This is a genomic window from Marinoscillum sp. 108, assembly GCF_902506655.1.
GTDB classification, from domain to species: domain Bacteria; phylum Bacteroidota; class Bacteroidia; order Cytophagales; family Cyclobacteriaceae; genus Marinoscillum; species Marinoscillum luteum.
Window position 1 is genome coordinate 1,044,139 of sequence record NZ_LR734808.1, and the last position, 14,151, is coordinate 1,058,289.

General features: G+C 43.8%; 11 protein-coding genes. All 11 read right to left on the reverse strand.

Annotated elements, in window-relative coordinates; translation table 11 throughout:
- Positions 1–2: 2 nt before the first annotated feature.
- The 11 genes from GV030_RS04325 to GV030_RS04375 all read right to left on the reverse strand — a co-directional run bounded on the left by GV030_RS04325 (position 3) and on the right by GV030_RS04375 (position 14,145).
- Positions 3–3,464, reverse strand: a complete 3,462-nt coding sequence (locus tag GV030_RS04325) for a hypothetical protein (protein ID WP_159580165.1) — start codon at positions 3,462–3,464, stop codon at positions 3–5.
- Positions 3,403–7,008: an MFS domain-containing histidine kinase gene (locus GV030_RS04330; RefSeq protein WP_159580167.1), complete on the reverse strand. Its 3,606-nt coding sequence runs from the start codon at positions 7,006–7,008 to the stop codon at positions 3,403–3,405. Before GV030_RS04330 ends, GV030_RS04325 begins: the two co-directional genes overlap by 62 nt.
- A 27-nt stretch (positions 7,009–7,035) precedes the next feature.
- Positions 7,036–7,401: a DUF983 domain-containing protein gene (locus GV030_RS04335; protein WP_159580169.1), complete on the reverse strand. Its 366-nt coding sequence runs from the start codon at positions 7,399–7,401 to the stop codon at positions 7,036–7,038.
- A 272-nt stretch (positions 7,402–7,673) separates the two neighbouring features.
- Positions 7,674–8,258 (reverse strand): DUF420 domain-containing protein, encoded by a 585-nt coding sequence (locus GV030_RS04340; protein WP_159580171.1) that lies wholly within the window; start codon positions 8,256–8,258, stop codon positions 7,674–7,676.
- A complete protein-coding gene (locus tag GV030_RS04345) occupies positions 8,233–8,652 on the reverse strand; it encodes a hypothetical protein (RefSeq protein ID WP_159580173.1) in 420 nt (139 codons plus the stop codon). Before GV030_RS04345 ends, GV030_RS04340 begins: the two co-directional genes overlap by 26 nt.
- 67 nt (positions 8,653–8,719) lie before the next feature.
- Positions 8,720–9,043: a cytochrome C oxidase subunit IV family protein gene (locus GV030_RS04350; RefSeq protein WP_159580175.1), complete on the reverse strand. Its 324-nt coding sequence runs from the start codon at positions 9,041–9,043 to the stop codon at positions 8,720–8,722.
- Positions 9,044–9,062: 19 nt separating this feature from the next.
- Positions 9,063–9,809 carry a cytochrome c oxidase subunit 3 gene (locus GV030_RS04355; protein ID WP_159580177.1) on the reverse strand — a complete coding sequence of 249 codons (747 nt, stop codon included), beginning with the start codon at positions 9,807–9,809 and terminating at the stop codon, positions 9,063–9,065.
- A gap of 9 nt (positions 9,810–9,818) precedes the next feature.
- Positions 9,819–10,400 (reverse strand): cytochrome c oxidase subunit 3, encoded by a 582-nt coding sequence (locus GV030_RS04360; protein WP_159580179.1) that lies wholly within the window; start codon positions 10,398–10,400, stop codon positions 9,819–9,821.
- A 1-nt stretch (position 10,401) separates the two neighbouring features.
- A complete protein-coding gene (gene cyoE, locus GV030_RS04365) occupies positions 10,402–11,289 on the reverse strand; it encodes a heme o synthase (RefSeq protein ID WP_159580181.1) in 888 nt (295 codons plus the stop codon).
- Positions 11,289–12,302: a heme A synthase gene (locus GV030_RS04370; RefSeq protein ID WP_159580183.1), complete on the reverse strand. Its 1,014-nt coding sequence runs from the start codon at positions 12,300–12,302 to the stop codon at positions 11,289–11,291. Before GV030_RS04370 ends, cyoE begins: the two co-directional genes overlap by 1 nt.
- Positions 12,289–14,145 carry a cbb3-type cytochrome c oxidase subunit I gene (locus GV030_RS04375; RefSeq protein ID WP_159580185.1) on the reverse strand — a complete coding sequence of 619 codons (1,857 nt, stop codon included), beginning with the start codon at positions 14,143–14,145 and terminating at the stop codon, positions 12,289–12,291. The genes GV030_RS04370 and GV030_RS04375 overlap by 14 nt, the downstream gene beginning before the upstream one ends.
- Between the last annotated feature and the right edge of the window lie 6 nt (positions 14,146–14,151).

The following is a 14,151-nucleotide window of genomic DNA, read 5'->3' on the forward strand; positions in this document are numbered from 1 at the left end:
TTCTAGAAATAAGCGGTCACCTGCACCGATCCTGTATGTACAGCCGCACTTTCTGCAGATTTTCTACCAAAGTATTGAAGCGAAAGCTGCAACCCTTTGCCCAGGGACTGCTGCCAGTTGATATTCCACTTCTGGTTAGTCCCTGGCTGGAGGGCTTCAAGTAGCTCATAGCCCAGATACGAGTTGATTTCCCCTTCGAATTGAATTTCCAGCCAAGTGAAGGAAGCATTCAGGTTACCTTGCCCCGACCTGACCCATGTGGCTTCCAGCTTATATTCATTGATCTGGGTATTCTCATCTCCCTCCGCCAACCTTTGTTTGTCTCTTCTGCCATAGCCCGTGATGAGTCTGAAGGTATTCAGTGGCTGCCAGACCACCTCGCTTTCAATGGTTCTTCTCCCAAGGCTAAAATTCCTGCTTTCCAGAAAATCCGAATGATTAACCGTTTCGCCCAGCCCACCACGGCCTCTCAAAGTAACCACTGACCCAAATCCAATGCGGTAGGCAGCGAGCCAATCCTGCTTCTCTCTAATCTCAAATCCCCCACTGAGCAATGATTTACTACTCTGCCCTGAACGCGTGACATCCAATCCAAAGCCCGGAGCATTCCTGTTGTAGAAAAGGGTATGACGATAGAGGTTCCTTGCTGAAACAACTTTCTCATCACTGAGGTCCACAGAGAAGGGATCCAACCTTGACATCAAATCCTGCGAAGTGGTTTTGAAGTCATATTTCAGGTTGGTATTGAAAGACACCCGGGACAACACGGGTAAAATCCCGCTTTCATCACGCCAGCCCTCGGGCATTTTCACATCCAGCGTGTGTATGTAAGTAGACTGGTAGGCATTGATGTACTCATCTGTGGGTGTGAATAATTTAATGAAGGTCTTCTCATCTGGATTAATAGCTTCATAAAATTCATTGATATCCTGTATTCCATCTTCATTTTCGTCCCGCCAGGTATGAGTCCCCTCTCCCGTAGCTACATTCAAAAAAACAAATTCCCGCTTCAGCTCACGAATGTTTGCCGTCGCAAAAGTAAGGTTACTGGTAATGTGCCGCTTCGCAAAATGTCCCAACCAGGATACCCTACCAAGTATATTCTCATCTGTATCCCTGTCACCAATCTGTTCTTTCACCTTCCGGTAGTTGAGCTGAGCACCCACCTGATGATTCGTCAGGCTTTTGGAATTCATCGTGAACCGGTATTCCTCGGCTTCTGTATAGGGACTCAGTGTGCCATCTACAGGGAGTTTGTCCTTTCTGAGGATATAGTCTGCTCTAAAGGTGGTTTTCAATGAATCTCCGCTTTCGACGAAAAAATCATGAGCATCAAAATACATCAATGTACTCAACACTTCTTCGGTGTCCACATCAGTGGTTGTGTTGTGATCCAATGAAAAATGATAGCCCGGTCGAAGTACCCAATCCACGAGCTGAATCTGTTGGCTGGACCGGAGCCATTCGGAGTGATATCCCGTGGGTTGATTGGTCATAAGGAAATTACTGGACTTCACCTCCATTGGGCCAATCCTGTGACCAAGATTTAACTCCTGCTGGACACCCGCAACAACCTGAGCCCTATTCCTCACGGTGAGGCCATATTGACCACCATTGCGGTCGTCTTTTCTTAATCCAACCTGCGCAGAAAAAATCTGATCCTGCCGGGTCTTCAGGGTATCTGCAAATACATCGTAACCCCAGTCCCGATCGTAATCGGCACTTCTAAATCGATCAATAAAGGTGAAATACCTGCTATCAAACTCATAAGTCAGCTCTGCATTGACCGGATAGCCCGCTAAAAATGAAATCTCACGACCCGAAGACACCACCCCTCCTTTCCATGCAAAGCCGCTGTTGTCAGCATCGTCTATGGGAGAATACAGATTTTGATCCAGTGTGGATATGGCCAGCTCCTGATAGACCTGTTCATAAGCCCCTATTTTGGCCCGCAAACCTGAAACAAACATTCGCTTCTGATTGGGTGTGGGGATGACCTGTATAGGCGCATAACTGCCAGCACCGGTCCCTACCCATTCATAAATCCGTCCATTTGAAGTAGTATTTGCGAGCATGTAGTCTCCGTTGCCTGTACCCACTTCAGAAAAACTAATCCTGAATACAGCGACTTCCGGGTCAGTGCTTTGCTGGAAGATGCTGATCTGCGCACCTTCTGCATTGACCGTATCCCGCTTTTGATATAGGACAGCATTTTCAATGTATGCAGTAGAGTCCACACCAGAAATACTCGCGACACCACCATTGTCGCCTGCTGCTCTAAGGTTCAGCACATCGGATTCGTTCAGGTCAAAGGCCAGGGTATTGGATGGATTATCCTTTTCCTGATAATAATTAAAGTACACCGATAAGTGCTCATTGCTGAGCTGCTGAGTGGCAGATAGGTTGGTTCTGGTATAGAACTGATTGGCAAACTCATAATCCACACGAATCCTGGAAAATCGGGTGATGATGACCGCACTACTGAAGGTAATTTCTCCAAGATTATAATCGATCACATAATCCCGATCAAATCCCCGCTCCAGCAACCTTCCGTCCAAATAGACCCGCTCGGAGTTAGCCATCACGATGATAAATCGCTCTCCATTGGCTCCTCGCAATTTATAGGGGCCCTGTACACCCTCCTGCGGCTGAATCACCGCCGAGGTAAACTGACCCTTGGCCAGCGCCCCGGACACCTGAGAAGTGGATTTCCAATCTTTGCCCACAGATGTGTGAGCCTTCATGGCCAGCCCTTGCACATTCTTATAGTATTTTAGAAAATAGCTCTCCTTCACCGGGTTCTGCAGTACAATATCCCCAGCAATCACTTCAAACTGGTCATTGTATAACTTGATAAACACATTATCAAAATCTCTGATTTGCTGCGTGTTACCTTCTGGTTGATAAGGGATATTCTGATCCGTAATGACAGCACTCACCTTCAGGTCTTCGCTAAGATTGCCTTCCATTTGGAGGTTAAGAGCTGAATTAACAAAGACATTCTGGCGGTTGCCGAAGGTGACTCCACGGGTGATCGCCCCAAAGGTGCTAACCGTCCCAAAAGAAAAGATCTCTTCCTCTTTGATCGGTGAAAGGGCTGTACCTCTTTCTCTCAGTGCACCGGCAGTGTATCTATTCACATCTCTGTTGAACACCGGCCTGTGTATGACTTCAGAAACGGAACGGAAACAAATCTCCACTGAGTCCTGAGGGAGCGTCTCCAAAAAGGTGATGGTGCGATGATCGGGTTCGAGGCGAAATGCCACATCGGGATTGATAGAAACGCTGGAAGCTTCTACTGGCAAGGTGTCCAGCAAAACAGTTTCTCCAACCAAATAAGTGGAGCACTTAAACGACTGAGAATGGGCTGTCAGGACGATCAACCCAAACAGCAAAATCAGGCTATACCGAATAGACAGGTAATGAGATGTAGAAGGTAGTACCTTTCCCCTGCTCCGATTCAAACCATATGTTACCTCCGGCGTTTTCAATTCCTTTTTTAGCTACAGCTAAACCTATCCCACTTCCTTTAGATTTAGTACTAAAATAGGGAGTAAATACTTTTTCTTTTTGCTCATCAGAAATTCCCATTCCCGAATCCGCCACAGACAGGATCATTTTATCACCGCTCACACGCACGCCTACCTTTATTTTGTGCGTTTCGGGGGTCTCCTTAGACTGTATGGCATTGAGTAAAATATTGGTAATAACCCGACTGAAAATCTTCGGATCCAGATAAACCATAACAGACTTCACCTCATAGTCTTTCTTCAATGCCACTTCATTGCTTTGGTAGAGATCAATAGTCTTATTCAATAGACCTATCACTTCCACCGGCTCATTATTAGGTGCGGGCATTTTGGCAAACTCTGAAAAAGAGTCTGCTATGCTGCTGAGAGAATCCACCTGACTGATCAGCGCTTCGCAAGTCTTATATTCCTTGCTTTCTGTTTCGAATGATCGCATCATCTGCTGGATCTTCAGTCGCATAGGTGTCAGTGGGTTTTTGATTTCATGTGCCACCTGACGGGCTATTTCATTCCAGGCCGACTCCTTCTGTATAGCCGCCAGTGCCTCCTTGCTCTCTTCCAGCTTCACCAGCATGATATTGTATTCTTTGACCAGACTCCCAATCTCATCTTGTGCTTCATAGTGAATAGGCTGGTTGGTCTCCTCAAGGCTGATTTTTCTGATTCGCTCACCAATCTTCTTCAGTGGCCTCACCAGCTGACCGACAATCACATTCCCTCCAAGCAGTGATATGAGGAATATGATTGAAAAAATAACCACGAGGCTATTAAATACCTCTACCTGCTGCTGGCGCAAGTGATTTTTAGAATCGAAATAAGGCATAGATAAGAAAGCCATAAGGCGGCCGTCTTTGTAGGACCTGAGCGCCGTATAGGAAGTTTTGAAATCTAACTTTCCAATGGTTTCATCTAATATGATGTTCTGCTCTCGCTTATTTTTGATCTGGTAATATGCTTTTGTATCCAGCAGCCTGGAAAGTAACCCGAGCCTGAAGATCTCCGGCTGACTGGTAATGACCAACCGTCCATTGATATCATAGATATTGAGGTCAGACTGAGCAAGGGTAGCAGCTTCCACAATTTCGTTGGCATATTCATCGATATTGATCTGATTAGAGAAAAACATTTCAGACTGATCCAGGATATTCTCTGCGATATTATAGCTCCTCTTCTGAAAATTACGATCAATCTCCTCACGGTAGGAAGAATTCAATGTATTAATCAAGGCAACGCTCACCACCAGCATAGGCAGTAAAAAGGACAAACCCAGGTAGACCTGAATCTTGGTAGACAGATTGAACTGAGCTCCAGATACAAAAATGCGGGCGCCAAGAAACAGGAATCCTGTGAAGAAAACCAATAGCAAAAACATAAAACTTGAATTGGCCAGGATCGCCTGAGTCTGATAAGTCGGAGACACTATAATCACCGTGCGGTTGTCTACAGTCTTTAGACCAAAGTAGTGATACCCCCCTTTCTCCAACCCATTATCATACAGCTCTTCATCCTGAAACTCAGCACTCGAAAGCTTATTTTCAAAGCTGTAGCGGCCCTGCTTGTAGAGCATCTCACCGTTCTTATACACGGCATAGTCAAACTCTACTTTACTTCCCAGATAATATTTACTCTCCAGAAGCAATTCAGGAAACACACTGGATGGGATGTACTTCTTCAGCGTAAGGTCGAGTAAAATATAGCCTACCTGACGACCATATGCCGAAATCTCCAGAAAGCATAAGTATTTGTTTCTGACGTTCTCTTCCCGATCTTCCATGAAATAAATGCCCTCATAATCGGTATAATATTCAGGAATGGCATACTCCTGCTGCCACGCTTTATATGACTTGGTCGAAACGTCAGGCTGCAGAGATTCACCCGCAGCATCAAATAAATAAACATCTATGTCGTACTTCTTAAAATAGGATGCCAAAAACTGTCTCTTGATCTTCTCCCTGATGTTTTGTCGGGCCAGAATCTTGCTCATAAGACGGGTTCTTACGTATCGATCCTGAGAAATCTCCTGGATGATTTCACTGAGATAATACTCCCCTATAATGTCATTTCTAATCAGAAGTCTGTTAGCAAACTTCTCTTTAGCTACTAAATCATCCTTCTCGTGATGCTTGTAAACTGCCAGAGAGCTCACAATGGATGTGGTTGCGAAAACCATGACCAGAAAGATGAAAGTCTGGTAACGAAGCCTGTTGATCGCTTTACTAAACTTCCAGAAGTCAACCAAACAGGAAAGTAGCACAAATGCACTCGCATACCCCAGACCAGGACCAGGCAATACAATAGTTAGGGGGAGCGCACTCACCATAAGAATGTATTTCAGCACTTTATTTACAGGAAGGACAAACAGAGTCAATTGGCAAATGCTGAAAATCAGCATCACTGATAGCCCTATCAATATCAAAAATGCATATGCACTGATCCTTAACTCATTAAAAACGATAGAGCTACTGATGTCCAACTCAACCTGCGAATGCTCTAAAAGCAGCCAGGTAGATCCGTAGACCAGCCAAGCCACCATCACAATCATTAGTGAAAGGAGTACCCCTATCCCGATAGCCCCTGGACGAGACAATTTGCTCACCCAATCTGACAGGTCGCTCACCACGGCGCTGTACACAATGGCAGATATGATGAAAAGCACAAATCCATTCACAAGTAAGTCCCCCAAGGTGGGGTTGATCAGATCTGCTGCAAAAAATACCGGATTGAAGAGGTCCCAATCACCAACGGCTGTCTGTGTATACCAAAAAAGCAGCAGCCTCCATCCCACAATAATCATGATCAAAAGTCCTGATCTTTGGAGTTTGGAATAGGAAGATCTCCCAAGAGCGCTTATGACAAACCAAACACACAGCAACCCCGCCAGAATCAAAGCCACTAATCCCATCCACTCACCATTTGGATGGCCCTGTTCTGAAATAACTGCCGTAAATAAGGGAATACCGTTGAATGAAAAAGTATGTGGGCCACTGTCCGTAATTCTCAGTTCATAAGCCTCGAAAATTTCGCTATTGAGCCGATCAGATAGGTACTGGTTTTTGACCGGAGGACTTTCATAAAGCGTAACCATTGAGAAAATTTCGATCAGATCCCGATCGGTTACCACCTGCCTCCCTTTGACAATCCGTACTCCAAAGTCATCCTTTATGGTATAAAGGGTGTCTGACTTTTTTAAAGCGCCATATTCAGGATAAAACTGATTGTCAGTCCAGTAGACCAATCCCCCATTAACAAAGACCCGCTTGCTAAAACGAGCATTGTCTTTAATGGAAAAAGGGTTGGTATAGACAGCCAATTCATTCTCAAATTGATCTATGTCTTGCTGTTGGGCCCTAAGTACGGTTTGTAAATTAGTGGATATTACCTGAGCAATCGTCTCGGGTTGTCGATTGCTGGTTATCCCATAGAAAAGGACAGCCAGAAGAATTAGTAGAAAGAGAAAAAAGCTGAATTTTAGCCGCATACCTTAGATAATCACTCCCAAGATACACTATTTCGATTTTTTCGGATCGTAAGTGACTCCTCCGAAAACATAGGTAAATATGATCCTGGAATACCTGAAGGTGAAGGGGTACAAAAGCAGTGCCACAGCCGATATACTGATAATATAAGTTTCGAGTGACGGATCCCCCACAAAAACATATAAGACAAACACAGTAGCTAAAAAAATACCGACTGAGAGCGCATAACTCACATACATGGCACCATAGTAAAAACCGGGCTCCTGCTCAAAGCGATGGCCACAATGAGGGCAGTTTTCGTGCATGGCTCCAAACTTTCTCAAATTCGAAATGGGATACAGAAACATATTCCCTTCCCTACATCTGGGACACTTACCTTCAATTATTGCCTTCAAAGGCCCTTTTTTTGCCATTAACTTTCGCATTACGATACCAGATGAACGCCACTAGTCCAATAATAAGATATGGGGCGCAGAATAAATAGAGGATCCCGAAATTCAGACCTGCAGCCAAGGCAGTGTCACCATGACTCACATTATTCACCACTTGGGTCCTACACATGGCACATTGCGCATGAGTAAGCACTGGCATCATGAATAAAGCAACCAATGAAAGTAAATATCTAACTTGTTTCATGCCTGGAAAACAGCCTCGTAATTGATTAGGTTCAAAGGTAATAAGGACTAATCATAAGATAAACGATCACCCCAGTAACAGATACATACAACCACACTGGAAAGGTATACTTTACAATCCTTACGTGCTTCACAAACTGACCTGTGAGCGCATAATAGAAAGCGAAAAGGACAAATGGAACCACCACGATTGACAAAGCGATGTGTGAAAGCAGGGTAAGCAAATAGACCGTTCGATAACCCCCTATTTCAGCGCGTTCTGCTTCACTCAACACCCCATCGTGATTGATGTCCCCATAAACCGTGGAAACCGTAGAGGCATGATATAAAACATATGAGAGCAGGAAAAGAGTCCCTAGTCCCAGAGCCGTCATCATGAGGTTCCGATGCAGGGTGGTACGCCGGGTCTTTATGGCTGCCAATGCCGCAAGCAATAGTACAGCGGTAGCGCTGTTGATCACAGCATTTAAAGTAGGCAATAGCTGTATCCACCCGCCGTTCTCAAATGACAGCTTAACAGGAGCAAACAATAGAACGGCTACCACTACCGGGATCGCCACAGAAACTACCGTTATCCACTTAGAGTATGACTTACTGGTTTGAATAATCTGTTCCATTATCTAGGTTTAGTAAATAAATATCAATTTCGGCAAGCAGCCTATCCACTTCCTCACGGTTTAACTCGAATTCCCCACGGATCATTCGCCCATTGTCAACTAAATAAATTGAGCCGGGCAAGCCGCAGGAATCCAGCGGATATTCGTGGTAGTTCATTTTTTGGAGGTCTTTCATTTTGGCTATAATCCGATTTCGTTCATTCACAAAATCCATAGCCAAATTAGCATCCAGCACAACGAAGCTACTGTCGTTGATACAGGTGGTATTCCATTCACCTAAAACAGGTAAGTCAAAACGATTCTCACCAAAGGCTTGTAAGAAGAAATACCATGCGATAGGTAGCCCAAAAACTATCACAAAAAAGACAATAACAATCGGCCTGCTTTTGTTCATAATCATTCAAAAAAAAATCATGCCCAACTAACTCAGGCATGATTTAAACATTCATTTCTTCGGAAAGTTATTGAAGGACTTCCAAAATGGCCGCTCCCTGATACATCAAGATGAAAATCAGGAAAACGATAAATATGATCGGAAGTAAAATGGACAACTTCAACGATTTCTTCTCATGCCCCAGGTGCATGAACTCAGCCACAATGTAAAAAGCCTTCACAATGGTCAGAATGATAAACACTGACGTTCTGAATACTCCTGCTGGTACTGTAAAAGCAATTACGAACTCGATGGCCGTAACCACGCCCAAAATCAAGGCTACTTTTAATATCTTATTTATCTTGGACTTATCTTCAGGGATTACCTGAACTTCTGTAGTTTCTAATTCCATGTTTGTGTCTATTTAAAAATCAGATAAGGTAAAAGAACGTAAATACGAATACCCAAACCAAATCAACAAAGTGCCAGTAGAGACCTACTTTCTCCACCATTTCATAATGTCCCCTTCTTTCGAAAACGCCAATTACTGCCTGGTAGAATATAATAAAATTGAACATCACTCCACTAAAAACGTGAAACCCGTGAAACCCTGTGATGAAAAAGAACAAGGCAGCAAAATTGGATGGACCATATTGATTCATAGTCAAACTGGCCCCTTGTAGAATATTGGAACCTACATTTTTGCTCAAATCCGTACCATGGATAAAGTGTGACCACTCCCATGCCTGACATCCAAGAAAAGCAAAACCACCAACAATGGTCCACAACATCCACTTCTCAACACCCTTCCTATCCATTCTGTGACCTGCTTCTACAGCCAGCACCATGGTTACACTACTCAATATGAGCACAAAGGTCATGATCCCCACGAAAACCAATGGAGCCGTCACGCCGTGCAAAAAGGGCACTGCATCAAATACTTTTTCAGGGATTGGCCAATACTCCTGTGAGAATGCAAAATCAGCAACAGCTCCATCATATGCCGGGTGACTGTATCTGATCATCCCGTATGTAATCAGGAGAGCCGAAAACGTGAAAGCATCCGAAAGCAAGAAAAACCACATCATGAGCTTTCCATAGCTCGCCTTCATTGGAGCCACTCCACCACCCCAGGGGTTGCTGGTGCTTTCATCTACTATAACTGCTGTGTTTGCCATAGCGCGTGTCTAATTGTTTAAAATCAAAAATAAGTATAAATACAACCAAAGTCCACCCAGATAATGCCAGTAAGTAAGACACATTTCTATCTGTGCCAGACTCTTTGAGTGTACTTTATATCTAAAAGCGTTCACTAATACGATTGCTAAGAAAACAACTCCGCCGATTAAATGCAAAGCGTGCAATCCCGTAAAAACATAAATAAAAGAACCGGCAGGATTACCTACAAAATAGACATCTTGGCTAACTAACTGACTCCAAGAGAGGTACTGACCAATCACAAAGCCTGATGCCAAAAGCCCGGACAATATCAGGTTCAATCTTAACCAAAATAAATTATTCTTTTTCGCAAAAATATATGCCAGTTGCATGGTTACACTGCTCAACACGATCAACACGGTAGTCACATTGAACAATGACGGAAACTCGATAAGTGGCCAGTTTCCTTCAGCTCTCTTCACTATATAAGCACTTGAAAGCGACACAAAAATCATTGTCACCGTAATGATGAAAAGCCACATGGCAAACTTCTTTGGGTGCATCGACCTCACCCTCACATTTCCTACTGGTATATCTGCTGCTTTATCCATTTCACACCTTATCTAATAAATACGCTATCTGCACAATCGGCAAATAAATAAAGGACCCAAACATAATTTTCAATGCCGACTTACGTGAATAATCCTTCATCAATGAGAATGTCTGACTCAAAAACAGGGCTCCACAAACTGTAGCCACTACCCCACTGGTAATTCCGACCAACCCAAAATAAGTAGGAAGCAGGCCCAAAGGCAGTAAAAACAGCGTATAGATCATTATGTTGATCGCCGTGTTAAGGTCTTGCTTTCCTCCACCTGGAAGAAGTTTAAAGCCTGCTCTTTTATAATCTTCATCGGCCACCCAAGCTATTGCCCAAAAATGCGGAAATTGCCAGATAAATTGGATTCCGAAAATAATCAAGGCTTCGTGTGATATGCTTCCTGTGGCAGCCACCCATCCAAGCAATGGAGGTAAGGCACCAGGTATAGCTCCCACAAATACAGCTATTGGCCCCACTCGTTTCAATGGTGTATAAACAAAAGAATATAGCACCATCGACAAAAAGGAAAGCGACACGGTCAGGATATTGGTCTGCCAAACAAGGATACCAAAACCCAAAGCACCAATCAAAAGTGCATATTGAACAGCTTCATTTACAGAAAGTCTTCCGGTTGGTAAAGGTCGGTTTTGAGTCCGCTTCATCAGCTTATCCAGATCCTTCTCAATAATCTGATTAATAACAATTGAAGTACCGGAAATCAGAAAACCTCCGAAGACCAACCAGCCAAAATGAATCCAGTCTATGTGCCCCTGATTCCCAAGTAAATAGCCGAAACCACAGGAGAAGGCTACTAAAAAGGACAGCCTAAACTTCAGAAGCTCATAAAACGCTCTGACCTTTTCTGTGAATGAAATGCTATGTAGTTCAATGGATTGCATCAACTCTTTTGGGCATTTGAATTTGCGTACAAAAATAGGTAAAATATAACTCCGAAGGCCATTGTTCCAAGAAGCAAATGTAGTGGCTGAGCAAACGCAGGAAAGCTGAAATACGCCATGATCACACCTAAACCGATCTCTATACAAATGATAACAACCAGAGACTTCAAAAAGGCAGAAACAGTTCGGTGCTTCCAGTTTAAATAAACCACATAACCCACTATGGCGGTTAGCAATAAGGAATATGATCTATGCACATAAAACAACAAGCCCAATTGGTCCAACCAACCCGAGCGATCTATGTCCGTCCCATGTTTGATCACATCTATCTCCTCCCGAACCTGAACGCCAAAAATGATCTGAATGGTAAATAGCACGAGCAGCACAAGCAACCAGCCACCACCTGTCACCCGGTGCTCATCCCGTGAAGACATCAGATACCGCTGTGTGAGCAACAAAGCCACCAGCAACAAAGCCAGGATCATGTGGAAAGAAATGAACCCCGGAAGCAGATTAGTAGAAACGACTAAAGAGCCTATCCAGCCCTGAAAAATCACCAATACAAAGGACAAAACTCCTAGAATGGCCACCCATTTAATAGTTCTTATGTATTTCAAAGTGAAAATCATATTCATGATAACCAGAAAACCTATGACCACACCCACCAGTCGATTGATATATTCCACCCATGCTTTTTGAGTATCAAAATAAGTAGCAACTCCTATCGACGGATCATTTGTTACACGCTGGGCCAAATCCTCCCAACCAAACCACAGGAGCGTGGCAGCCAATCGCTCATTCTTTTCAACCCTGGAAGACACATATATATCCTCATAATTGGCTGGAAGCTCAGAAGCACTGGCTGGAGGCACATAAGATCCAAAGCATTTGGGCCAGTCTGGGCACCCCATACCCGCCCCCATACTACGAACAATGCCGCCCACTAGTATCAAAAAGTAGACGGCAATGATCGTATATAAATTAACTTTTAATGATCTGTTATTTTGTTTCATTAACCTGAGCACTACCCTCAGTTTTCGCTGCCTCAGATTCGTGCGGAAGATTCGACTCTGGAGTCTGGCTGAAAGGAATATGCTGTGGTATAAAATCCTCTGCAGCACCAGGCTTACTATAGTCGTATGGCCATCTGTATACTTTAGGAATTGCTCCAGGCCAGTTACCATGTCCGGGTTCTACTGGTGTAGTCCACTCCAACGTGTTAGACTTCCATGGATTCTGAGGTGCTCTCCTACCTCTATACATACTGTAAAAGAAGTTGAACAAGAAGATAAACTGTGCACCAAAAGTCACAATAGCTGCCACACTCACAAATGAGTTAAGGTCAGCAAACGAGCTGAAAGCATCAAAGCTGGTGAATGAGTAATACCTTCTTGGAAAACCAGCTATACCAATGTAATGAAGCGGGAAGAATACGAGATAAACTCCCACAAATGTCATCCAGAAGTGAATAAATCCTAACCGGTTATCCATCATTCTGCCAAACATCTTCGGGAACCAATGGTAAACACCAGCTAACAAACCAAAGAATGATGCACTTCCCATCACAAGGTGAAAGTGAGCGACTACAAAATAGGTATCATGCAATGAAATATCCACCGCGGAGTTTCCAAGAAATAATCCCGTGAGTCCACCTGATATAAAGAAAGAAACCAGACCGATAGAAAATAGCATCGCTGGAGTAAATACGATGTTACCCTTCCAAAGTGTGGTGATGTAGTTAAACGCCTTTACTGCTGACGGCACTGCGATAATCAACGTAAGGAACATGAAGATGGACCCAAGGAAAGGATTCAACCCTGTCACGAACATGTGGTGCGCCCAAACAATAAAAGATAAGAAAGCAATCGCCAGAATAGAACCAATCATGGCTCGATAACCAAAGATTGGCTTCCGTGAATTCGTAGAGATAATTTCAGAGGTAATACCAAGAGCAGGGAGAATTACAATATAAACCTCCGGGTGTCCCAAAAACCAGAACAAATGCTGATAAAGAATTGGGCTACCACCGACATTAGGCAGTGCCTCACCGTTGATATATATCTCAGATAAATAAAAGCTAGTACCAAAAGACCTGTCAAAAACCAGCAATAAAGCAGCAGCAACAAGTACCGGGAATGATAACAAACCGATTACCGCAGTGATAAAGAAGGCCCAGATGGTCAATGGTAAACGTGAGAAGGACATGCCTTCCGTCCTCATATTGATGACCGTAGTGATGTAGTTAATACCACCAAGTAAAGTTGACACAATAAAGAACACCATTGCAACCAACCACATGGTCATACCTGCCCCTGAACCCTGAATAGCCTGTGGCAACGCGCTCAATGGAGGATAAACTGTCCACCCACCCGCAGCTGGCCCTGTCTCCAGAAACAACGAGATAAACATTACAAGACCTGAAAGGAAGAAAAACCAGTAGGACAGCATATTCATGAACCCTGAGGCCATGTCTCTGGCCCCTATTTGAAGAGGAATCAGGAAATTACTAAATGTACCACTCAGACCGGCGGTCAGTACAAAAAACACCATTATGGTGCCGTGCATAGTTACAAGAGCCAAATAAAACTCTGAGTCCAATTTTCCACCCTCAGTGATCCATTTTCCTAGAATTGGTCTTAACCAATCCAACTGCATTTCAGGAAAACCCAGCTGCAGTCTGAAAATGATCGAAAGTGCACCCCCAATGATCGCCCAAAAAATCCCGGTAATCAGGAATTGTTTGGCAATCGTCTTATGATCAGTGCTGAAAATGTACTTACTGATAAAGCTCTGCTCATGATGCTCGTGATCATCATGTGCCAAATGTTCTTCTACTTGAATGTCTGCTACTGACATGTTAAT